Here is a 23,209-nt window from a genome sequence, read left to right on the forward strand (position 1 = left end):
ATGCGCCCCTTCGGGGCGCCCAGGGGATTGCCGCGCAGCGGCATTTTCAGGGGCGCGGGGAACTGCGCGACCAGCCCCCACCGGGTCGCAGATGAACTCCTAGTCGCCCAGGAACACCGGGTTCGTGAACGCAGCCAGCGGCCCGGGCAACCCCGGCATCAGCGGCGCGTGGCGGACCTCGGCACGTACGTACGTCGCGTACGACGCCGTGGTCTGCCACTCCACCGCCCCCGCCCCGGACGCGGGCAACGCGGTGCTGAACAGCGTCCCCTGGTCCGTGACGAACGCCGCCGTGCAGCCCACCGCACCCGTGACATCGAGGCGCACGGTGACCGGCTCGTCGCGAGCCGCCCGCAGCCGGTCCCCGATCCCCGCGTGCCCGCCCCGCCCGCCCGACACCGCGAAGGCGAGCGAGACGGATGAGGACTCCGCCACGTACGAGTGGCCCGCCTTCAGGCCCGCCTGGATCGCCTCGCGGGACAGCTCGTCGGCGAGGACCACCGTCTGGGGGCCGCCGATGCGGTCGGGGTCGCGATGGGCGTCGCTGTTGCCCATCGCCGGAACCCAGCGGCCCCCCGAACGCCCGGCCGCCGCCAGCGTGTTGTCCCACTCCTGGAGCGACACCTCGTCGTCCGGCGTGTACGGCCCGTTCCACACCTCCACCGCGTCCGCCTCGCCGAACCCGAACTTCCAGTTGCAGCCGATGCAGGTGGCGTGCGGGTGGGCGGGGACGACCAGGCCCCCCGCGCGGCGGATCTCCCGGGCGAAGTGGCCGAAGCGGTTGTCGCGGGCGCGGTAGCGCCAGTCGACGAACGTGCCCGGGTCGACGCCGAGCGCCAGCACGTGCCCGTTGCGCGTGGTGATCTCCTCGCCGGTGAGGATCAGCAGGTCGTCGCCCCACAGGCCCTCCCACGCCGGGTGCGAGGAGTGGGTGTTGTGCTCGGAGGTGTTGATGAAGTCCAGGCCCGCCGCCCGGGCCAGCGCCGCGATCTCGGCCGGGGTGCGCCGGCCGTCCGAGTACCAGGAGTGCAGGTGGCAGTCGCCCCGGTACCAGGCCCGGCCCCGCCCCTTGGCCCGGGTCGGCGGGTACACCGGCGCGGGCGTGCTGCCCCGCTCGCCGGACTTCAGCGTGATCGTCACCGTGTACGGCAGGCCCTGCGGCGCGACCGTGTACGGGCCGAGCGCGATGTGCCAGGTCCCGGCGCGCACCGGGCCGGGGATGTAGCCGGGGGTCGCCGCGTCCGCGCGGATGAAGAACTCGGTGCGGGCGCCGCCCGACCAGCCCCTAAAGCCCTTGCCGCCCGGCTCCGTGCCGCGCTCGTCGAAGATGCCGATGTCCAGGGCGTTGTTCTGGGTGCCCGCCGGGACCGTCGCCTTCTCGTACGCGTACGAGACCGCGATCTCGCGCACCCCGCGCGGGACCTCCACGGGCAGGTAGACGAAGTCGGGCGCGCCGGGCGGCAGGGTGCCGGTGACGACCCGGGTCCGCTCTGCGGGGGCGCCGCCGCCGTCGCCGCCGGGGGCCGCGTTCGCGAAGCTCACGGTTCCCAACGTAAGCGCGGTGGCGGCTCCCGTCACGAACAGTCCGCGCCGTCCGATGGTCCGGTCGGCGCCGCTGTCGTCCTGGGCTCTGTCCTCGGGTCCGGTCATGGCCTGTGCTCCCAGCGGGATGGAAGGGGTGCCTGTCGGTCGGTGCGCGTGCCTGCCCACAGTCGTACGCGCGCGTGAACTCCCGGGCAAGGGGCGGCGGTTGAGCGGTGGCCGCTCCGTGGCCGGTCCGTGGCGGTGGTGGCCGGGCGCCTCCCTTGCACCCTCGGTCCCCGGGGGCTAAGAAGTGGGAATGCGTATCGCCACCACGATCTTCCTCACCGACGAGACGATCACCCCCGTCCGGCTCGCCCGCGAGCTGGAGGAGCGCGGATTCGCCGGGCTGTATCTGCCGGAGCACACGCACATCCCCGTCGAACGGCTCTCGCCGTACCCGCCGGGCGGCGAGCTGCCCCGCCAGTACGGCCGCACCCTGGACCCCTTCGTCGCTCTCGGGCAGGCGGCCGCCGTCACCTCGTCCCTCGGCCTGGGCACCGGCATCACCCTGGTCGCCCAGCACGACCCGATCGACCTGGCCAAGCAGTCCGCCACCCTGGACCACCTCTCCGGCGGCCGCTTCACACTCGGCGTCGGCTACGGCTGGAACCGCGAGGAGGCCGCCGACCACGGGGTGGAGTGGTCCACGCGCCGCGAGCTGGTGCGCGACCGCATGGCGCTGATGCGGGCGCTGTGGGCGGAGAAGCCCACCGCGTACGAGGGCCCCTTCGGGTCGGTGCGGGCCAGCGAGGCGCATCCCAAGCCGGCGCGGAACGGGGCGCCGCGCGTCCTGCTCGGCGGCGCGGCCGGGCCCAAGCTGTTCGCGGCGGTCGCCGAGTACGCGGACGGCTGGCTGCCGATCGGCGGCGGCGGGCTCACCGAGTCCCTGCCGCAGCTGCGCCGGGCCTGGGAGGAGGCGGGCCGCGCCCCCGACGACCTGCGGATCGTCCCGTACGCGGTGCTCCCCTCGCCCGGGAAGCTCACCCACTACGCGGACCTGGGCATCGAGGAGATCGTCCTCCAGCTGCCGTCCGCCGACGAGGCGGCGGTGCTGAAGGCGCTGGACGAGTTCGCGCCGTACGTGTGAGTCAGCGGCGGCCCGGCACCGGCCGGGCCGCCGCGTAAGGCTCAGCCGAGCGGGACGTCCAGGTACGACGGGTCGTCGTCGTCCGCCGCGATGTCGATGGTGGCGCGCGGCTGGTTGGCGTCGCCGTAGAACGGGTCGCGGGCGTCGACCACCAGCAGCAGCCGGTGCCCGGCCGGCACGTCGTAGCCGGTGGCCTGGAGCGGGATCTCGGCCCGGACCGGCTGCCCGGGCTCCCCGCCGAGGCGGGTGAAGGGCGCGTGCGTGACGATGTGCGCCGAGCCGTCGGGGGAGACGTCGAAGAGGTGGGCGATCAGCGTCGAGTCGTGGGCGCTCGGCGTGAACGTCAGGTGCAGCTGCGGGATGCCGCGCAGCTTGGTGGTGACGGCCATCGGCGGGCTCGCCCACACGCCCGCGTCGGCCCGGTTGATGTCGTGCACCGGATAGACCTTCGGGTTGCCCGCCATCTCGGCGTACCCGCCGGTGACGACCGCGTCGGCGACGGTCGCCGGGGTGTCCGCGCCGGTCTGGAAGCGGACGCTCCAGCCGCTGTCGGGCTTGTCGGCGAGGCCGCCGTCGGTCTCGGCCTTGCCCCAGCCGTTGCCGTTGACGGCCGCGCCGGTCAGATACAGGCGCTCGGTGCTGCCGGTGACCGCGTCCCAGGTGGGCCTGGACTCCAGCGCCTTGCTCCACATGACCTGGCTGACCACCTGGCCCTCGGTGTCGACGCCGTTGTCCACCTCCTTGAGGTGGTGGGCGAAGAACCGGTGGGCGTCCTCCCAGATCCGGTTGGGCAGCCCGAGCATCCCGGTCATCTCCGGGCCGGAGTGGTCGCCGATGGACAGGTCGATCCGCTTGGGACCGGTCAGCGCCTGGAACATCCGCAGCGTCTGGTTGGCCGGGAAGAGCGTCTCGTGCCAGGCGTGCGCGAAGAACACCGGCACCTGGCGCCCGTTGAGCCCGTCCACGTAGGTGAGCGGGGAGCGCTCGGCCGCCCACTCCAGCGTCTCCTCGATGTTCCGGTCGGCCAGCAGGTCGTCGAAGGCCCGCCGGGTGCGCTCGCTCAGCCGCGCATCGCCCGCCGCGCCCAGCAGGGTGGCGACGGCGGCGGTGTGGCGGGTGTCGTTCTCGTAGAACGCCTCGCCCACGTCGCCCCAGGTGGACAGGGCCGCGACCGCGTGGACGCGCTCGTCGTGGGCGGCGATCAGCTGGCTGATGCCGGAGCCGTACGAGTCGCCGAGGAAGCCGAGTCTGCTCGGCTCGGCGCCCACCTGGGCGGTGAGGAAGTCGATGGCCTTGCCCGCGTCCTCGACGTCGAGCGGCCCCGCGACCTCCACCTCGCCGCCGGACGCGCCGAAGCCGCGCGCCGAGTAGACCAGGACGTTGTACCCGGCGGCCGCGAACCGGGTCGCCTGCGCCACGTAGACCAGCCAGCCGTACGACGTCCACGGCGACGGCATGATGACCGCGGGCCGCTCCCGCGCGCCCACCAGGTGCTTCCACAGCACCCCGTCGAGCTCGTCCCCGCGCGCCCCGGGGATCTTCACCCGGACCGGCAGGGCCACGGCCCTGGCCTCCTCGATCTCGGCGGCCCGCGCGGGCGCCACGTGCGAGGTGTCGCCGCTCGTCAGCGCCTCGAAGTACCGCTTGAGCGCGTCCTCGTCCAGCTCCGGGTACAGGGTCGTCGGCCGCGTACGCTCTGATGTCACGTCAGTACCGTCCCGTTCGTCGTGGTGCGGATCGGAAGGCTGAGCAGGTCGCACCCGGGCCCGGAGCGACTCTCAGTATCGACGCGGACACAGGGCGAATCCCCGGCGCTCGCGGGAGATTGGCCGGAAGAGTGCGCGTACACGAAGATCACCGGGCGGCCCACCGCCGTACGCGTCCCGCTCGTATGCTCGGGGGATGACTTCGAGCGCGCAGCGACCGCAGGCAGAAGCACCGACCGCCAACGCGATGCGGCGCGCGCTGAAACGTGCCAGGGACGGCGTCGCGCTGGACACCACCGAGGCGGCCGTGCTGCTCCGGGCGCGCGGCGAGGACCTGGTGGACCTGGCCGCCTCGGCCGCCCGGGTGCGCGACGCGGGCCTCGATGCCGCGGGCCGCCCCGGGGTCATCACGTACTCGAAGAGCGTCTTCATCCCGCTCACCCGGCTGTGCCGGGACAAGTGCCACTACTGCACCTTCGTCACCGTCCCCGGCAAGCTGCGCCGGGCCGGGCACGGGATGTTCATGTCCCCCGACGAGGTCCTCGACATCGCCCGCCGGGGCGCCGAACTCGGCTGCAAGGAAGCCCTGATCACGCTGGGCGACAAGCCGGAGGACCGCTGGCCCGAGGCCCGCGAGTGGCTGGACGCGCACGGCTACGACGACACCATCGCGTACGTACGCGCCATCTCCATCCGCATCCTGGAGGAGACCGGTCTGCTGCCGCACCTCAACCCGGGCGTGATGTCGTGGACCGACTTCCAGCGGCTCAAGCCCGTGGCCCCCTCCATGGGCATGATGCTGGAGACCACCGCCACCCGGCTGTGGTCCGAGCCGGGCGGCCCGCACCACGGCTCGCCCGACAAGGAACCGGCCGTCCGGCTGCGGGTGTTGGAGGACGCGGGCCGCTCGTCCGTGCCGTTCACCAGCGGGCTGCTCATCGGGATCGGCGAGACGTACGAGGAGCGCGCCGAGTCGCTGTTCGCGCTGCGCCGCGTGGCGCGCTCGTACCACGGCATCCAGGAGCTCATCATCCAGAACTTCCGCGCCAAGCCGGACACCGCGATGCGCGGCATGCCGGACGCGGAGCTGGACGAGCTGGTCGCCACGGTCGCGGTGGCGCGGCACATCATGGGCCCCTCCGCCTGCCTCCAGGCGCCGCCCAACCTCGTCGACAGCGAGTACGGACGGCTGATCGGCGCGGGCATCGACGACTGGGGCGGCGTCTCGCCGCTGACCATCGACCATGTGAACCCCGAGCGGCCCTGGCCGCAGATCGAGCAGCTCACCGCCGAGTCCGCCGCCGCCGGGTTCGAGCTGCGCGAACGCCTCTGCGTCTACCCCGAGTTCGTCCAGCGCGGCGAGCCCTGGCTGGACCCCCGGCTGCTGCCGCACGTACGGGCGCTCGCGGACCCGGAGACGGGCCTGGCGCGCCAGGACGCGGTGGTCGAGGGCCACCCGTGGCAGGAGCCCGAGGAGGCCTTCGCCGCCACCGGCCGCACCGATCTGCACCGCACCATCGACACCGACGGCCGCACCTCCGACCGCCGCGACGACTTCGACGAGGTGTACGGCGACTGGGAGGCGCTGCGCGAGGCGGCCGCCCCCGGCATGGTGCCCTCCCGCATCGACACCGACGTACGGGCGGCCCTGGCGACGGCCGCCGACGACCCGACGAAGCTCACCGACGACGAGGCGCTGGCGCTGCTGCACGCCGACGGCCCGGCCCTGGACGCGCTCTGCCGCATCGCCGACGAGCTGCGCCGGGACGTGGTGGGCGACGACGTCACGTACATCGTCACGCGGAACATCAACTTCACCAACGTCTGCTACACCGGCTGCCGCTTCTGCGCCTTCGCCCAGCGCCGCACCGACGCCGACGCGTACACCCTCTCCCTCTCCCAGGTGGCCGACCGGGCCGAACAGGCCTGGGACGTGGGCGCGGTCGAGGTCTGCATGCAGGGCGGCATCCACCCGGACCTGCCGGGCACCGCGTACTTCGACATCGCGCGGGCCGTCAAGGAGCGCGTGCCGGGCATGCACGTGCACGCCTTCTCGCCGATGGAGGTCGTCAACGGCGCCACCCGCACCGGACTTTCGATACGGGAGTGGCTCACCGCCGCCAAGGAGGCGGGCCTCGACTCGATCCCCGGGACGGCCGCCGAGATCCTCGACGACGAGGTCCGCTGGGTCCTCACCAAGGGCAAACTGCCCACCGCCACCTGGATCGAGGTCGTGAAGACCGCCCACGAACTGGGCATCCGCTCCTCCTCGACCATGATGTACGGGCACGTGGACCAGCCCCGCCACTGGCTCGGCCACTTCCGTACGCTCTCCCGCATCCAGCAGGAGACCGGCGGTTTCACCGAGTTCGTGACGCTGCCCTTCATCCACACCAACGCGCCGGTCTACCTCGCCGGGATCGCCCGCCCCGGCCCCACCACCCGCGACAACCGCGCGGTGATGGCGATGGCCCGCCTCCTGCTGCACCCGCACATCACCAACATCCAGACCAGCTGGGTGAAGCTGGGCACCGAGGGCGCCGCCGAGATGCTGCGCTCGGGCGCCAACGACCTGGGCGGCACGCTCATGGAGGAGACCATCTCCCGGATGGCGGGGTCGAGTTACGGCTCGTACCGCTCCATCAAGGACCTGGTCGCCATCGCGGAGGCGGCGGGCCGCCCGGCCAAGCCGCGCACCACGCTGTACGGCGAGGTGCCCCAGGAGCGGCAGGACGCGGCCCACGCCTCGGACGGCCACCTGCCCGAGCTGCTGCCGGTGTTGGGGGACTGAGGGGTTCACGTGTGCCAGGGGATCGCATACTGATCCCATGGCAGCGGGCAAACCGTCGATGCAGGAGCTCATCCGGCGGCGCAGACGGGCCGGGTTCGTCGGACGACGGGGCGAACTCGCCCTGTTCCGGGAGAACTTCGACACCCCGGTCGACGACGAACGGCACCGGTTCGTCTTCCACGTCCACGGCGCCGCCGGGGTCGGCAAGACGTCGCTCGTGCGCGAGCTGGAGCACACCGCGCGCGAACGCGGCGCGCTGACGGCCTACGCGGACGAGGCCGTCAACAGCGTCCCCGAGACGCTCGCCGCGATCTGCACGCACTTCGCCCGCCAGGGCCACCCGCTCAAGGCCCTGGAGCGCCTCCTGGCCACCTACCGCCAGCGGCGGTACGAGGCGGAGTTCACCACCGCGCCCGCCGGCCCGGCGGCCGCGCCCTCGCCCGGCTCCACCGCGCTCGCCCAGGCGTCCCTGGTCGGCCTCGGCCTGGTGCCCGGCGTGGGCGTGCTCGCGAACGGCATGGACGCCCAGCAACTCGCCCTCGGCGCGGACCGGATGCGGGCGGCGCTGAGCGCCCGGTTCGGCAAACAGGAGGACGTTCAGCTAGTCCTGGACCCGCTGAAGGTCCTCACCCCGGTCCTGGTGGCCGAGCTGGTGCGGATCGCCGACGACGTGCCGTGGACCGTGCTCTTCTTCGACACGTACGAACGCACCTCGCCCTTCCTCGACACCTGGCTGCGCGACCTGCTCACCACCGAGCGGTACGGGGCGCTGCCCGCCCAGGTCGTCGTGGTCCTCGCGGGCCAGCGCCGTCTGGACCCCGGCTGCTGGGCGGACTGCGCCGACCTGGTGGCGGAGCTGCCCCTCGACCTGTTCACCGAGACCGAGGCGCGCCAACTGCTCGCCGCCAAGGGCGTGGTGGACGAGGAGGTCGTCCGCGACGTGCTGCGGCTCTCCGGGCGGCTGCCCGTCCTGGTGTCCACGCTCGCGGAGAACCCCGGCGACGCGCGCGCCCCCGGCGCCACCGCCGTCGACCGCTTCCTGAAGTGGGAGGGCGACCCGGTGCGGCGGGCGGCCGCACTCGCCTGCGCGCTGCCCCGGAACATCGACGAGGACGTGTTCCGGGCGGCGGTCGACGAGGACGCGGCGGGCCTGTACGGCTGGCTCCGGTCGCTGCCGTTCGTGAGCGACCACGGCGGCCGTGCCCAATACCACGCGGTGGTGCGCACGGCCATGCTCGGCGTCCAGCGCACCGGCTCGCCGCAGCGCTGGAGCGCCTGCCACCAGCGGCTCGCCGAGGCGATCGGGGCGCGCCGTGAGGCCGCCGCCGAGCCCCTTCCCGCGCAGCGCTTGTGGAGAGGCGAGCGGTGGCGCGAGCTGCGCCTGGAGGAGTCCTACCACCTGTTGTGCGCCCACCCCCGGGCCGCGCTCGCCCAGGTGCTGCGCGACGGCGTCGACGCCTGCGACGCCGGGCCCGCCGTCGCCCGCCGCTGGGCCACGACCCTGGCCGAGGCGGGCGAGGACGCCGACGACGAGCCGCTGCGCCGCTGGGGCGCGGACTGCCTGGCCGCGCTCGCCGACGAACAGGCGGGCGTGGAAAGGGTGCTGGCCCTGCTGCTGTCCCGGGGCGGGCTGAGCGCCGAGGGCCGCGCGGGCGCCCATGTCGTACGGGCCCGGGAGCTGCGCCACGAGGGCGACCACGCGCGGGCGCTGACCGAGCTGGACCAGGCGATCGCGCTCGACCCGGGGCGGGCACGGGCGTACTACGGCCGCAGCGTGGCGCGCAGCGCGCTGGACGGCCCCGCGGCGGCGCTCCCCGATCTGGACCGGGCCTGCGAACTGTCCCCGGACGACGCGTACTACATCGGCTACCGGGGCGACATGTACCGCCGGCTCGGCCGCTTCGAGGAGGCGCTGGCGGACCTGGACCGCGCGATCCTCCTCGACCCGGGCGACGCCTGGGCCCCCGCCAGCCGCGGCCGGATCCGCCACCAGATGGGCCTCCTGGAAGGCGCCCTGGCCGACCTGGACCGGGCCCTGGAGCTGAAACAGGACTACGAGTGGGCGCTGGTCCGCCGCGCCCAGGTGCGGCGCGGCCTCGCGGACACGGCGGGCGCGCTGGCCGACCTGGAGCGCGCGGAGCGGCTGTCGGCGGACCCGGCGTGGGTGGTCGGTGAGCGCGGCGACGTGCTGCGCTCGGCGGGCCGCCACGAGGAGGCGGTGGCGGAGTACGGCCGCGCCTTCGCCCTGGACGGCGGGTACGCGTGGGCCCTGGGCAGCCGCGCCCTGTCCCTGGAGGCGCTGGGCCGCCACGAGGAGGCCCTCGCGGACTACGGCAGGGCGCTGGACCTGGAGCCCGCGTACACCTGGGCGTTGATCATGCGGGCCCGCCTGCGCTCGGAACTGGACGACCCCGAGGGGGCGCTGGAGGACCTGGACCGGGCGCTGGAGGCGGCGCCGGACGATGTGTACGCGCTCACCTGGCGGGGCCGGATACGGCGGCGGCTGTGGCGGGTGGAGGGGGCGCGGGCGGACCTGGACCGCGCGGTGGGCCTGCACGGCTCCGGCCCGTCGCCGCTGGTGGAACGGTCGTTCCTGCTGGCGGACCTGGGGGAGGCCGAGGCGGAGGTCGCCGACCTGGACCGGGCGGTGGCCATGTCCGGCCCGGAGGACGGGGGTGTCCGGGCGCTGCGGGGGGAGGCGTACCGGCGGGCCGGGCGGTACGAGGAGGCCCTCGCGGACTACGCGGCGGCGGCCGAGGAGGACCCCCGGGACGCGGTGCCGGTGGCGGGCCGGGGGCATGTGCTGCGAGCCCTTGGCCGGTACGAGGAGGCGTACGCGTGCCTGACGCGGGCGGTCGCGCTCGACCCCGGCCAGGGCGCGCTGCACGTGGCGCTGGCGGCGACGCTGCTGTCGCTGTCGCGCGAGGGGGAGGCGCTGTCGGCGCTGGACCGAGCTCTTGAGCTGGACCCGGAGATCGGCTGGGCGTACGGGCGGCGGGCGCGGGTGTGCCTGGCTTCCGGTGGCGCGGCTCTGCCGTTCCTGGACCACTGCTTGTCGCTGCTGGACGGCACGGCCACCGGGCCCGCTCTGGCGGCCTCGCACCGGGCCCGGGGGAACTTCGGCCCGGCGGCCGACGCGGCGGCGTCGCTGCCGGGCGAGTCGGGCGCCTTCCACCGCGCGATGGCAGCGAGCCGCAGGGGCTGCCCGCCCGACGCCTGGTGGGGCGACGGCCTGGTGGCGGCGTGCGCCCGGGGGGACTGGGCGCGGGCGGACGAACTGCTGCCGGACGTCTCCTGGGAGGAGGCGGAGGGGTTGGAGGAGCTGGGGCTGTGCGGGGGCGTGAACGCGGGGGAGCTGACCCCCCGAACACAACGAGCGTGGACGCTCCTACAGAGCAGCCCCCCCACCCCACCCCTTCCCTGAACCCTCCGGGGGAGAGGGGGCGAAGGGCGGTTTTCCCGGGGGCTGCGCCCCCGGACCCCGTTCGTCTGCGGGCCGGTGGGGGCTGGTCGCGCAGTTCCCCGCGCCCCTAAAAATGCCGCTGCGCGGCATCCTCTGGGCGCCCCGCAGGGGCGCATCTGAGGGGGCGGGAACTGCGCGAGCAACCCACCACGGTCCGCAGGCGAACACCGGGCCTAAAAGGGGCGCGGGGAACTGCGCGACCAGCCCCCACCGGCCCGCAGACGAACACTGGGCCCCCGTCCGGGAGGACAGAAAGCGTTCAAAGGGCGTCCCACCCCATACCCCTCGCGCTCTTATTCGCACGCACCCAATCAATTACAGTGCTGCGCCATGAGCGCAGCAGCCACCGGACCCACCACGTCCATATGGGGCCGCACCGAGCAGCAGGACTTCCGCAGCCGAGTCCGCGGCAGCCTCCTCGGCGGCGCGATCGGCGACGCGCTCGGCGCCCCCGTCACCCCCCTCACCCTCGACACGATCCGCACCCGGTACGGGCCCGAGGGCGTCACCGGCCCGGCCGGCGAGGCGGGTGGCGGCCGCATCACCGCCGCCACCCAGCTCACCCTCTTCACCGTCGACGGCCTCATCCGCGCCCAGGTCCGCCGCGACACCGGCGCCTGGCACCCCCCGACCGACGTCCACCGCGCGTACCTCCGCTGGGCCGCCACCCAGCGCGACTGGGGACCGGACGAGCGGCGCAAGGACAACGGGTGGCTCGCCAGGGAGGAGTGGCTGTACAGCAGACGCGACCCCGCCCGCGCCTGCCTGCTCGGGCTCGCCGACGACGTCATGGGCACCCTCGACCGGCCCAAGAACCCCGACGCCCGCGACCCCGCCGCCCTCACCCGCTCCGGCCCCTTCGGCCTGCTCGTCGGCTGGGAGCCGCAGCTCGTGCTCCAGCTCGCCGTGGAGTGCGCGGCCCAGACGCACGGCGACCCCGCCGCGTACCTCTCGGCCGGCGCCCACGCCGTGATCGTCCACGGCCTGGCCCGGGGCGAGTCCCTGGACGCGGCCGTCCAGCGCACCCTCGCCCTGCTCGCCCAGCGCCCCGGCCACCAGCCCGTCACGGACGCCCTCCAGCATGCCCTCGGCGCCGTACGCCAGGGCATGCCGAGCCCCGGCCTGGTCGCCTCCCTCGGCGAGGGCCACCTCGCCCAGGAGGCGCTGGCCATCGCCGTGTACTGCGCCCTGGTCGGCGAGGACATCCGCCACGGCCTGCTGCTCGCCGTCAACCACGACGGCCCCTCCGGCGCCACCGCCACCCTCTGCGGCACGCTCCTGGGCGCCCTGCACGGCGAGACCGCCCTCCCACCCGGCTGGCTCGCCGAACTGGAAGGCCGGTCCACGGTCCTCGAACTCGCCGACGACTTCGCGATGGAAATGACCCAGGGCCCGGCCCTGCACGGCCCAGCGGTCAACACCCCGGGCTGGCTGGCCCGTTACCCCAGGAGCTGAGGCCGAGGGCCGCACCTGCTCAGCGGCCTGTCGGGTCCGGCCCCCAGTCGTATCGATATCCGTCCCCGCGCTGGATCAGCACCACATTGCCGTGGTGAACATCGATGCGCCCGGACGCATGCGTCAGCGCGAACGTCCCCTTGCTGCGCACGGAGATCCGCCCCACATACCGTCCACGGTGCTTGCCACGCGGCACGGTCGCCCGCACCAGATCACCCGTTGCATACCCATGGAACTGCTTCCGTCGTGGCCGAGTCAGACGGGGAAACCCGAACCTGTCCGGCGTGGTCCGACGGTACGAACCCCGACCCGTGCACCCCACGAGAAGAACCACTCCCGTGCGCCTGACGATCCGGTCCCCCGGCAGCGACTCGCCGACGCACAGAGCGTCCGACACGTGGCTCTTCCGCAGCCCGAAACGCGCCCGGTTCGCACTCGTACGGCCACCGGACCAGCCACTCACCGGAACGCCCAAGCCCCCGAGGCGTGCGCACAGGGCATAGCGAGTGGAGTTCATGACGGCCGCGTCCCTCAGCGGAGCCTTCGCACGGGCCAGAAGCCGCGCAGCCAGCTCCGGGCGACCCACAAGGAACTCCTCGACAGGCCGCCCGCACTTGGAGCTGTTGCACGGCGCACAGGCCAGTACGAGATTGCTGAGACGATCCGTTCCACCGCGCGATCGGGCCCGCAGATGATCGATCTGCAGCGGCACTCCCTTCACGCCGCAGTACACACACGCCCGCCCCCAGCGGACGAGTAGATACTCCCGAAGCTCGAAGCCGAACAGCGGACCTTGCTGGTACTCCACCCCCACCAGAGCCCGCCCCGCCGAGAGAGCTTGAGTGTCGAACGCCGCACGCTCCACATGGATCTCGGAGACCGGTGCGAACCGCATCAGACGCCGCACCGTCGACACCGTCGTCTCCACGCGGTGCCGGACGGAGGGAGCGAGCCAGCCGTCCGGACGGCGGCGATTGCGAAACCGCGAAGCGCGGTACCGCAGATGCGCCAGCCGCCGCCTCCGCCGAAGCTGCGCCCGCTTCTCCATCTGCCGCCGGATCTGACCACCCCGGTGATTCAACTGAAGAGCGACCAGGCCTCGCCGGACCATGGCTTTCCCGCCATCCGGTCCCAACTCGGGCTTCTCATCCGTGAGCACGAGCCCCGTGCCCTTCGAACCGGGATCGATCCGCACAGCGACCCCTGCCACTTCCGAGGCCCCAGCGCCCCGGTCCTTCAGCCGGATCACGAAAGGAGTGTGCCGAACCACGACGGCCCGCCCCTTACCGAGCAACTCACGGGCCCGCGCCGGATGCGTCGGCATCAACGGACATCCGCCCCGATCGAGGACGAACACCCTTGGCGCCCCCACCCCGACCACATGTATACGGGCGTCACCGCCCGGGTTCTCTCCCTCCGCCCCGGCTACGGCCGGAACATCGGGGTGACGCCCCCGGTCGCGGGTGCCGCAACCGGGAGTCTCCCCTCGCCCGTGTCCCACACCAGTGGCCCGGCCGTCGGCCGAGCGCCGATGCCCCGTTTCGTCCTCGCCCCCGAGGTTGTCTGCGGACACCGGTTCCAGAGCCTGCCGCTGAGGAAGCACGACAGGGTGGGTCTGCTCGCTCATGTGGAACGTAGTCATCGAATGCACCTCCTCTGCGATCACCCGCACGATGACTGGGGCTGGCCGACCAGGCGCGAGGCCGGGGGCGGTCGGCATGCCGCCGTTGTATTCGAAAGGGACAACGACGAGTCGAGGAAAGGGTCACCCGTACGGCCCAAGAACGGCCGTACGGGCACATGGCCTCAATCCTTGGCAGGCTCCCGGAACAGCTCGCCGCCCGGCTCCCGCGGAGCCGGAACCGCGGCGGCCGCCCCGCCGTCGTCCGAGTTGATCCGCGCCAGCAGCGCGTCCCGCTCGGGCGTGTCCTCCGGCTTGATGTAGCCGATCAGGATGTACAGCACCAGCGAGACGGCCAGTGGCACCGACACCTGGTACTGCAGCGGAACGCCGTCCTTGATGGCCCAGTTGATCGGGTAGTTCACCAGCCAGAACGCCACAAGGCCCATCGCCCAACTGGTCAGCGCCGCCGTGGGACCCGACTTACGGAACCGCGGCAGCAGACCGAGCATGAACGGGATCGCGATCGGACCCATCAGCCCGGCCACCCACTTGATGACCACCGTGATGATGTCCTTGAACGCGGGGGAGTTGATCTGCGTGGCGAGGGCCATCGACAGGGCCAGGAACGAGACCGTGGACAGCCGCGCGGCGAGCAGCCCGCCCCGTGAACTCCAGGAACGGGCGGCCTTCGAGAGGACCGGCGCGATGTCCCGGGTGAAGACGGCCGAGATGGCGTTGGCGTCCGAGGAGCACATCGCCATCGTGTGGGAGAAGAAGCCGACGATGACCAGGCCGAGCAGACCGTGCGGCAGCAGGCTCTCGGTCATCAGGGCGTACGAGTCGGAGGCGTCCGGCTTCTTGGCGTGCACCAGGAGCGGCGCGCACCACATCGGGAAGAAGAGAACCAGCGGCCAGATCAGCCACAGGACGGCCGACAGCCGGGCCGAACGGGTCGCGGAGCGGGCCGAGTCGGTGGCCATGTAGCGCTGGGCTTGGTTCCACATCCCGCCTGAGTACTCGAACGTCTTTATGAACAGGTAGGCGAGCAGGAACGTCACCGTGTACGGGCCCGCCGTCGGGTGGGTGTGTGCGTCCGGGAGCTTGTCCCAGACGGTCCACAGGGTGCTGAAGCCGCCGAGCTTCGACATCACGGCGATCAGCATCGCGACGCCCGCGCAGAGCTGGATGACGAACTGGCCGAGTTCCGTGAGGGCGTCGGCCCACAGGCCGCCGACCGTGCAGTAGATGCCGGTGATGACGCCCGTGATGAGGATGCCCTGATTGATGGACATGCCCGTGAAGACGGAGAGCAGGGTCGCGATGGCCGCCCACTTGGCGCCGACGTCGACGATCTTCAGGAGCAGTCCGGACCAGGCGAGGGCCTGCTGGGTCGGGATGTTGTAGCGGTTCTTGAGGTACTCGAGCGGTGAGGCGACGTGCAGTCGCGAGCGCAGCCGGTTGAGCCGGGGTGCGAACAGGGAGGCCCCGATGGCGATGCCGACGGCGATGGGGAAGGACCAGGTCACGTAGGAGGTGACTCCGTAGGTGTATGCGATCCCCGCATACCCCGTGAACATCACCGCGCTGTACCCGGACATGTGGTGCGAGATGCCCGAGAGCCACCACGGCATCTTGCCGCCGGCCGTGAAGAAGTCGGCGACGTCGTCGACCCGCTTGTGGGACCAGACGCCGATCGCGACCATCACGCCGAAGTAGCCGATGAGCACGGCCCAGTCGAGACTGTTCATTGTCCCCTCCGAGGGGTCCGCCTTGTGAACATCGAGGTGTCTGCCGGTGCTCTTCGTCAGTGCGTCCGGCTCAGCGGGCCCCGTGCGGGAGCGGGGACTTCCGGGGATTGAACCGCCTGTTCGGAGGGCTGGTCAAGGCTTTCGGTGGTCATGGATATGAACGCAGATCATAAAGTGGAACGATTTTGCCTCTGCTTTACGGAACGGGTCATTGCCGCACCCGTGACCCGGGCCACACCATGAACGAGCACTTCGTCAGACGCGTACATACGTGAACGGCCGCACGGGATGCGGGTCCCGTGCGGCCGAGAGAGTGGGCCAAAGCCACCGAAGCGCCTAGCGCATGATTTCTCCGGCGTTCACCAGCAGCGACTGCCCCGTGATCGCCCTCGCCCGGTCGGAGGCCAGGAACGCCACGGCCTCCGCCACGTCCGCGTCCGTCGCCAGCTCCGGCAGCGCCATCCGCTCGGTCAGGCGCCCGAGCACCTCGGCCTCGGGGACCTTCTCGGTGTGCGCGGTGAACCGGACGTACGCCTGCACCGGCGGGCCCCACATCCAGCCCGGCAGGACCGTGTTCACCCGGATCCGGTGCGGGCCGAACTCCCGGGCCATGGAGTACATCGCCGAGGTCAGCGCCCCCTTCGACGCCGCGTACGCCGCCTGGCTCACCTGGGACGGTGCGGCCACGGCCGACTGTGTGCCGATGACGACCACCGAGCCGCCGCGCTCCTTGAGGGCGGGCAGGCACGCCCGGGTCATCCGCAGTGTGCCGAGCAGATTGACGTCGAGCACGCCCTGCCAGGTGGCGAGGTCCGCGTCCTCGATCCCGCCGAAGTAGCTGTCCCAGGCGGCGACGTGGACCACCGCGTCGATCCGCCCGAACCGCTCCACCGCGAGCGCGGCCAGCGCCTCGCACGACGCCTCGACGGTGATGTCGGTCGGCCGGTACGCGGTGTGCGCGCCCTCGGGGTCGATCTCGTGGGCCGCCTTGGCGAGGTTCTCCTCGGTGCGCGCCCCGAGCACCGCGTTGCCCCCGTCCCGGACGACGGCCGCGGCCACCTGGTGCCCGAGCCCGGCGCCGACGCCGGACACGACGACCGTCTTCCCGTTCAGCAGCATCTGGACGCCTCCCGGCTCTGGCAGTTCTTCTGACGGGGCGTCAGAGTAGGGCGGACCGCAGCAGGAGGGAAGGGGAGCGTCGTGGGTGAGGAGACCAGGAGTCAGGAGTACGCGGAGCTGGCGGCGGTCGGGCCGTACGGGGTGCACCCGGGCCACGCCCTGATCACCATGGTGGAGCCGCACCCGGGCCACGAGTACGCGTACAACCGCTGGTACGAGGACGACCACTACTACGCCGGGGCGATGGCCATGCCCTGGATGTTCGCGGGGCGGCGCTGGGTGGCCACCCGCGAGCTCCAGGAGCTGCGCTACCCGGAGAAGTCCGCGATCGCCCGGCCGGTGACCGCCGGGTGCTACCTCTCCACGTACTGGATCACCGAGGGCCGCTACGACGACCACATGAAGTGGACCGTCGGCATCAACCGGCGGCTCAACCGGGACGGCCGCGTCTACCAGGGCCGTACGCACGTCTTCACCGCCTTCCAGGACCACGAGGCGACCGTCTACCGCGACGGGGCGGCGGGTCCGCGCGACTACCACGCGCTCGACCACCCGTACGCGGGCCTGGTGCTCCAGGTGATCGACGCCGAAGCGGCGGACCGAAGAGGTGAGTTGGTGGAGTGGCTGCGGTCGCGGCACCTGCCGCGCCGGCTCGCGGGCGGTCCGGCCGCGCTGGTGACGGTCTTCCGGCCGACCCCGCTGCCCGGCGACCGGATGACGTACGTGAAGCAGGTCGAGGGGGTGGACACCCGGCTGACGCTGCTGTGGTTCCTGGAGCGGGACCCGGGCGAGGTGTGGGAGGAGCACTTCGCGGGGCTTGACGCGGCGGTGGCCGAATCGGGCCTGGGGAACGTCGAGTTGGTGGCGCCGTTCATTCCGACGGTGCCGGGCACGGACCGCCATGTGGACCGGCTGCGCCGGACGGAGTGAGGCGGAGGGTGCCCGGACAGCAACCAGCCCCCTCGGCCAGGACGGCGGACCAGTCGAGAGGGCCTTGCTCACTTTGCGGTGGAGCGGCGCCGGTGAAGATCAGACTCCACGCGGCGCGGTGCGGTTGACGTCCTGGATGAAGGCCGACCACGTCGTGGGGGCGAAGTCGATCATCCCGTTGAGCGGGTTCTTGGAGTCGCGGACCGACACGGTCGAGTGATCTGCGGCCTTGACTTCCACACAGTCGCCGTTCACGGCGGAGTATGAGGACTTGGTCCACTCCGTCAGTGCATGCTGCTGAACGCGCATAATGACTCCGATGGTTGATCCGGTTGCCCGGGTGATGTGCCCGGCCGCTGAAGCCCAGCGGCTCTGCGTGCGACGCTACGCCGCAACATCACCGATGACAGGGGCCCTTCACCCATCCGGATGGCATATTCCATCGGGTCCTTCTCAGTCGAGGCCGCAGAGGTGTAGGGTGCGCGCCCCACGGCGTCCGCGGTCACCTCTCCTGTCACTCGCTCACGACGCGTACCCGTCGACCACACGGTGGATGAACTCCCGCGACTGCTCGGCGCTGAGCGCCTTGGCCCTCAGGTGCTCGTACATCACGGTGTAGCTCTGCACGTCGTTGGCCTTCTCCAGATAGAGGTCGCTCGTCACGCCCTCCAGATAGACCACGCTCGCGTCCATGGCGTCGTGGAACTCCAGGATGGCGAACTTGCCGTACATGCCCGGGTGCGCTCCCGCGTCGTACGGCAGCACCTGGAGCGTCACGTGCGGCTGCTCGCTCAACTGGGCCAGGTGCAGCAGCTGGTCGCGCATGATCTGCTCGTTGCCGACCACACGGCGCAGCAGCGCCTCGTCGATCACCGCCCAGAAGCGCAGCGGGTTGGTCGGGTCGGTGAGCCGGTCCTGGCGTTTGAGCCGGATCTGGATCCGTTTGTCGATGTCGCTGGAGGTGGCCTCGGGCCACATGCCCTCGATCACCGCCTGCGCGTACTCGCGCGTCTGCAGCAGTCCGGGCACGATCAGCGACTCGTAGACGCGCAGGCTCGCCGCGTCGGTCTCCAGACCGATGTAGACGCTGTACGGGATGTCGCCGAAGGCGTGCCACCAGCCCTGCTGCCGGGAGTCCTTGGCCATTTGCATCAGCGAGTCGACGATCCGGTGGTCCTCGACCTCGTACACCCCGCACAGGTCGCGCACGTCGCGCTGGCTGATGGAGCGGCGGCCGTTCTCCAGTCGGCTGATCTTCGACTGGGAGACCAGCAGGCGCTCGGCGACCTCCTCGGCCGTCATGCCCTTCAGCTCGCGGAGTCGACGGAGCTCCTGGCCCAGTCGGCGTCGCCTGACGGTGGGATTGACGTTGGACGCCACGGGAACTGCACCTCCGGCTGCGGCACTTCTGTTGTTCTCTGCTCTTGTGCTCAGCAGACTGCCACCAATGTTCCTGGCCGCGCTGGGAAATGGCCACACACGGTGGGGTACCGGCTACCGCGGGTACGAGCGCCGGGCCTCGCAAGACGCGAAGCGCGCGGGACCGGCGATGGCCGGCCCCGCGCGCCCGTGCTGCGGCTCCCGAACCGGGTCGTGAGGGGGACGTCGGTGCGGCGGGTGGTGCGGGGTGGTGCCGTGGTGCTCGGTGGTGCGGGCCGTGCGTGGTGCGTGAGGTGGTGCGTGTGACCGGTGCCGGAGCGGCCGCTAGTGGGCCACTGCGCGGGCCATGCTGCCGCGGTGCGGCTGCATCGGCACGCCCGGCGCGGTCGCGGTCGCGCGCGTGCCCGCCGGGGCGCCGTTGCCGGTGCCGTTGGCGGTGCGGCGCGGCTGCGCGCCCACTCCGTTCTGGACGTCCATGACGGCGTGCGCCACCAGTCCGCCCATCGGGTCGTGCCTGATCAGGTCCCGGAGGCGGGAGCGGGATGAACGCCCCTCGTTGCCCGGGTACAGGTGCTTGCCGAGTCCGACCGCGTGGGCCAGTGCGGCGAGCGCCGCGGTCCGCGGGTCCGGCGGTACGCCGGTGCGGATCGCACTGTCCAGCCGGGCCCTGATGTCCCGGCTGATCGCCGTGTCCGTCGCCTGGTAGCGAGTCGTCGGCAACACTCCGCACATCTGGCCCGAGACGGCATGCACCATGCCGCACCGCTCCAGGTGCGCGAGGTAAATCTGGCGCAGCCCCAGTCGGGGCCCGCCGATCCAGTGGACGGCCCGGACCGGGCTGCCGCGCCTGCGCAGCAGTTCCAGTGCGGAGTCCAGTGTCGGATCTCCTGTCGGCCGTGCCATCACCACGGCGATACGATCCCCGTCTGGGGCTATCCGTCCTGCCAGAGCCAGCTCCACTAGCTGGGCTCCGGCCAGGCCGAGGTCGAGCGACTGCGGCTGCGCTGTGGTACCCGTGGCCGGGTCCAGAGCGAGCAGCAGAAGCTCCTCCGGAATTGTTCTGCGGCTCCTGCCCATCCATGCCTCCCCGCGTGGATGAATGACAGGGTGACCCCTCTCACATTCATCTGTCGAGAGCGCCTGGGCGGTAAGTACGGGAACCGACAGGTATGTCGTTCTCGTCTAGCACGGGGGTCAACCCCGCACACAGGACACTGGTAGATGGTTCGGACAGGTTCGGACGGCGCCCCGGGGCGCCGGGAGGAGGCATCGGTGGCGGGCGAGTCCCCCGACAGGTCGGAGCAGCAGCAGTCGTCGGGGGAGACGACTCCGAGCGAACGCGACCCCCGTGTGGCGGTGTTCGGATCGGATGACGGCCCCCGGGCCGCGTCCGGTTCCGGCTCCGTTTCCGGTCCGGAGCGCAACGGCTCCGCGAAGGCCTCCGCGAACGGTTCCGCCAACGGCTCCGCGGCCGGTTCGGCGAACGGCTCGGCGAAGGGTGCCGCGAACGGGTCCGTGAACGGCTCGGGCGACGGCTCCGGTGCCGACCGGGCCGCCGACGGCGACTCCGCCCCCGTGGACCAGGCGACCGCCGTCTTCCGCACCCCGCGCCAGGAGGACCACGAGTCCCGCGACACCCGTCTGCGGGCGGCCGTGGCGGCGTGGGTGGCCACGGACGACGACGCGGACGCGGCCGAGGTCGCCGGGTCCGGGTCCGGTGCCGCGAAGGCGGACGCCCCGGCTGCCGCCGCCGAGAAGCCGGACGGCACGGGCGCGGACGCGGAGGGCGCGGCCGAGGAGCCCGCTGCCGAGGCCACGCCTGTACGGGAGACCGTGCCCGCGCCGACGGCGGCGCCCGAGGCGGACGACGCCTCCGACGCTTCCGGGGACGAGCCCGCGGCTCAGGAGTCCGGCGAGAAGGCCGCTGCCGCGGCCGACGACGCCTCGGAGCCCGAGGCGGACGCCGAAGCGGCCGACGAGCCTGCTCAGGCCGCCCCTGAGGCCGCTGCCGAGCCGGACGCCGCGCCCGAGGCCGAGAAGGACGCCGAGAAGGACAGCAAGCCGGACGCGAAGCCCGAGCCCGAGCCGAAGTCCGACGCGAAGTCGGACGCCAAGGACTCCGGCGCCGAGCCGGAAGCCGACGCCGAGCCCGAGCGCCCCTCCACCCCCGCCGACAAGCCCGCCCCCGAGGGCCGGGCCGCCTCCTGGGGTGCCAAGCCCAGTGCCGAGAGCGCGGGCAAGCCCGAGGCGGTCGACCAGCCGACCGCCGTCTTCAAGGCCGTCAAGCCGCCCGTGGTGGACCAGCCGACCACCGCCATCCGGCGGCCGGGCGCGGGCGAGCGGGCCAGCACCTTCGTCCCGCTGCGCTCCGACGACGTACGCCCGGACACCGAGAAGCCGAAGACGGAGGCCCCGAAGGCCGGGGACGCGAAGGCCGAGGCCCCGAAGGCCGCCGCGCCCGCCGCGCCGAAGCTCCCGACCTCGCCCCGCATCTCCGTGCCGGACGCCGACGCCGCCGAGCGGACCCGGCAGCAGCCGCTGCCGCCGAAGCCGCCGCTCGACCTGCTCGCGGAGCTCACCAACACCCCGCCCCCGCCGCAGACCCCGGTCCGCACCGCGGTGCGGCGGTTCAAGATCTGGACCCCGCTGGTCCTTCTGCTGCTGATCGTGTTTGCGGTCGTACAGTTCGTACGCCCGCTCCCGGACGCCGAGCTGAAGATGACGTCGGCGCCGGAGTTCACCTTCGAGGGCGGCGCGCCGCAGCTGCCGTGGCCCAGCGAGGGGCAGGGCATCATCACGGTGTCGGGCCTCGGCACGGTCGGCCGGTTCGGCGAGGAGAAGCCGGTCCCGATCGCCAGCGTGACCAAGTCGATGACCGCGTACATCATCATGCGCGACCACCCGATGAAGGTGGGCTCCAAGGGCGCCTCCATCCCCGTCGACGAGCTCGCGGAGAAGGAGGGCGGCTACAACAAGGCCGGTAAGGACGAGTCGACCGTCGACACCATCAAGGCGGGCCAGAACCTCACCCAGAAGGACGCGCTGAGCGCGGTCATGATCCCGTCCGCGAACAACGTGGCGCGGCTGCTGGCCCGCTGGGACGCGGGCTCCGAGGCGGCGTTCGTCAAGAAGATGAACGACACCGCGAAGCAGCTCGGGATGACGAACACCACGTACACCGACCCGTCCGGTCTGAACGCCACCACCGTCTCGACCGCCGTCGACCAGGTGAAGCTGGCCACCGAGCTGGTGAAGGACCCGGCGCTGGTCGACATCACCCGGCAGCCGTACTGGTACGACTCGACCGGCCGCAAGTGGCCCAACTACAACAAGCTGGTGCCGTTCAACGGCGCGATCGGCATCAAGACCGGCTCCACCACCAAGGCGGGTGGCAATCTGCTCTTCGCCGCCGTCAAGGAGGTCGGCGGCACCAAGCAGACGATCGTGGGCGCGGTCTTCGGCCAGCACAAGGCGGTGTCGATCCTGGACCTGGTCAACAAGGTCAGCAAGGACGTCCTGATCGCCACCCGCAAGTCGCTCACCTCGGCGACCGTGATCAAGAAGGGCGCCGTCGTCGGGTACGTGGACGACGGCCTCGGCGGCAGGACGCCGGTCGTCGCCACCAAGGACCTGACCGTCGCCGGCTGGTCCGGACTGAGGACGGCGATCTCGCTCACGCCGAGTGACGGCAAGGTCCCGCACTCGGCGAAGGCGGGCACGGTGGTCGGCAAGCTGACCGTGGGCTCCGGCTCCGGCCAGGTCTCCGCGCCGGTCGCCCTCCAGAAGGCGCTCGCCGAGCCCGGCTTCGGGTCGAAGCTGACCCGTCTGGGCTAGCGGGCGCAGCGGACGTACGAGCGCGGGCCCGGCACCGGGAAGGGTGCCGGGCCCGCGTGACGATGGGCTCCGACGCGAAGGGGGCGAACGGAAAATGATCTTTATTGGAGAGCGGGGATCGCCCGCGCCCGCCGGGCTTCGGGCGCAGGTCGCTCGCGCTCTCGTGCTAGCTTCGGTCAACTGGAGGACGCTGGGCGGCGTCCCTATGAGCGATGGGGCGAGAGACGTCCTGAGACTGTGTGAGGCGGGAGAGCCGCAGTGACCACCGCTGAGCCGACGCCCACCCGCGCCGACGGCAGCAGCCCTTCTCGGCCGGGTGGACGAATACAGGACGAGAACAGGGACCCGGTGAGGGAAGAGAACCCGACCGGGCGCGTCGACGCGGCCCCGGTCCTGGAGAAGGAAGCGGTCCGGACCGAGGGGTCGGGCCTGGCTGAGGACGCGGTCCCGGATGGGGATGCGGGTGCGGCCGTAGGGTCGGCCGAGGG

14 protein-coding genes are annotated in these 23,209 nt (G+C 72.3%); 6 read left to right on the forward strand and 8 right to left on the reverse strand.

Annotated features, from left to right (window positions below):
• Positions 1-99: 99 nt before the first annotated feature.
• The gene (locus QIY60_RS15695; protein WP_283143010.1) at positions 100-1,650 is read right to left on the reverse strand and encodes a CehA/McbA family metallohydrolase; all 1,551 of its coding nucleotides are present in this window, start codon (positions 1,648-1,650) and stop codon (positions 100-102) included.
• A gap of 190 nt (positions 1,651-1,840) precedes the next feature.
• On the opposite strand from QIY60_RS15695, the gene QIY60_RS15700 reads away from it, so the two are divergent.
• Positions 1,841-2,671, forward strand: coding sequence for an LLM class F420-dependent oxidoreductase (locus QIY60_RS15700; RefSeq protein WP_283143011.1), 831 nt, complete (start codon positions 1,841-1,843; stop codon positions 2,669-2,671).
• A 41-nt stretch (positions 2,672-2,712) separates the two neighbouring features.
• Here QIY60_RS15700 and QIY60_RS15705 read toward each other — a convergent pair whose 3' ends face one another.
• A complete protein-coding gene (locus QIY60_RS15705; protein ID WP_283143012.1) occupies positions 2,713-4,377 on the reverse strand; it encodes a CocE/NonD family hydrolase in 1,665 nt (554 codons plus the stop codon).
• A gap of 196 nt (positions 4,378-4,573) precedes the next feature.
• Here QIY60_RS15705 and QIY60_RS15710 point away from each other — a divergent pair, with 196 nt between their 5' ends.
• The 3 genes from QIY60_RS15710 (at position 4,574) to QIY60_RS15725 (ending at position 12,086) form a co-directional block, all read left to right on the forward strand.
• On the forward strand, positions 4,574-7,168 hold the full coding sequence (locus QIY60_RS15710) for a bifunctional FO biosynthesis protein CofGH (RefSeq protein ID WP_283143013.1): 2,595 nt from the start codon (positions 4,574-4,576) through the stop codon (positions 7,166-7,168).
• 37 nt (positions 7,169-7,205) lie between these two features.
• On the forward strand, positions 7,206-10,592 hold the full coding sequence (locus tag QIY60_RS15715) for a tetratricopeptide repeat protein (RefSeq protein WP_349253921.1): 3,387 nt from the start codon (positions 7,206-7,208) through the stop codon (positions 10,590-10,592).
• Between the two features lie 369 nt (positions 10,593-10,961).
• Complete coding sequence (locus QIY60_RS15725; RefSeq protein WP_283143014.1) at positions 10,962-12,086, forward strand: ADP-ribosylglycohydrolase family protein; 1,125 nt, start codon at positions 10,962-10,964, stop codon at positions 12,084-12,086.
• Between the two features lie 19 nt (positions 12,087-12,105).
• Here the strand turns inward: QIY60_RS15725 and iscB are convergent, their stop codons facing one another.
• From iscB to QIY60_RS15740, 3 genes are all read right to left on the reverse strand, one after another.
• Positions 12,106-13,467, reverse strand: coding sequence for an RNA-guided endonuclease IscB (gene iscB, locus QIY60_RS15730; RefSeq protein WP_283145947.1), 1,362 nt, complete (start codon positions 13,465-13,467; stop codon positions 12,106-12,108).
• A gap of 425 nt (positions 13,468-13,892) precedes the next feature.
• Positions 13,893-15,458: a sodium:solute symporter family protein gene (locus tag QIY60_RS15735; RefSeq protein WP_283143015.1), complete on the reverse strand. Its 1,566-nt coding sequence runs from the start codon at positions 15,456-15,458 to the stop codon at positions 13,893-13,895.
• A 336-nt stretch (positions 15,459-15,794) separates the two neighbouring features.
• The gene (locus QIY60_RS15740; protein WP_283143016.1) at positions 15,795-16,577 is read right to left on the reverse strand and encodes an SDR family oxidoreductase; all 783 of its coding nucleotides are present in this window, start codon (positions 16,575-16,577) and stop codon (positions 15,795-15,797) included.
• 81 nt (positions 16,578-16,658) lie between these two features.
• Here QIY60_RS15740 and QIY60_RS15745 point away from each other — a divergent pair, with 81 nt between their 5' ends.
• On the forward strand, positions 16,659-17,507 hold the full coding sequence (locus QIY60_RS15745; protein ID WP_283143017.1) for a hypothetical protein: 849 nt from the start codon (positions 16,659-16,661) through the stop codon (positions 17,505-17,507).
• Positions 17,508-17,606: 99 nt separating this feature from the next.
• Here the strand turns inward: QIY60_RS15745 and QIY60_RS15750 are convergent, their stop codons facing one another.
• The 3 genes from QIY60_RS15750 to QIY60_RS15760 all read right to left on the reverse strand — a co-directional run bounded on the left by QIY60_RS15750 (position 17,607) and on the right by QIY60_RS15760 (position 19,964).
• Positions 17,607-17,816, reverse strand: coding sequence for a DUF397 domain-containing protein (locus QIY60_RS15750; protein WP_101388778.1), 210 nt, complete (start codon positions 17,814-17,816; stop codon positions 17,607-17,609).
• A 213-nt stretch (positions 17,817-18,029) separates the two neighbouring features.
• A complete protein-coding gene (locus tag QIY60_RS15755) occupies positions 18,030-18,887 on the reverse strand; it encodes a helix-turn-helix transcriptional regulator (protein ID WP_190088185.1) in 858 nt (285 codons plus the stop codon).
• Positions 18,888-19,211: 324 nt separating this feature from the next.
• Positions 19,212-19,964 (reverse strand): GPP34 family phosphoprotein, encoded by a 753-nt coding sequence (locus QIY60_RS15760; protein ID WP_101388776.1) that lies wholly within the window; start codon positions 19,962-19,964, stop codon positions 19,212-19,214.
• Positions 19,965-20,159: 195 nt separating this feature from the next.
• On the opposite strand from QIY60_RS15760, the gene QIY60_RS15765 reads away from it, so the two are divergent.
• Positions 20,160-22,721, forward strand: coding sequence for a D-alanyl-D-alanine carboxypeptidase (locus tag QIY60_RS15765; protein ID WP_283143018.1), 2,562 nt, complete (start codon positions 20,160-20,162; stop codon positions 22,719-22,721).
• The last annotated feature ends 488 nt before the right edge of the window (positions 22,722-23,209 follow it).

The organism is Streptomyces sp. BPTC-684 (assembly GCF_030028635.1).
In the GTDB taxonomy this organism is placed as follows: Bacteria; Actinomycetota; Actinomycetes; order Streptomycetales; family Streptomycetaceae; genus Streptomyces; species Streptomyces noboritoensis.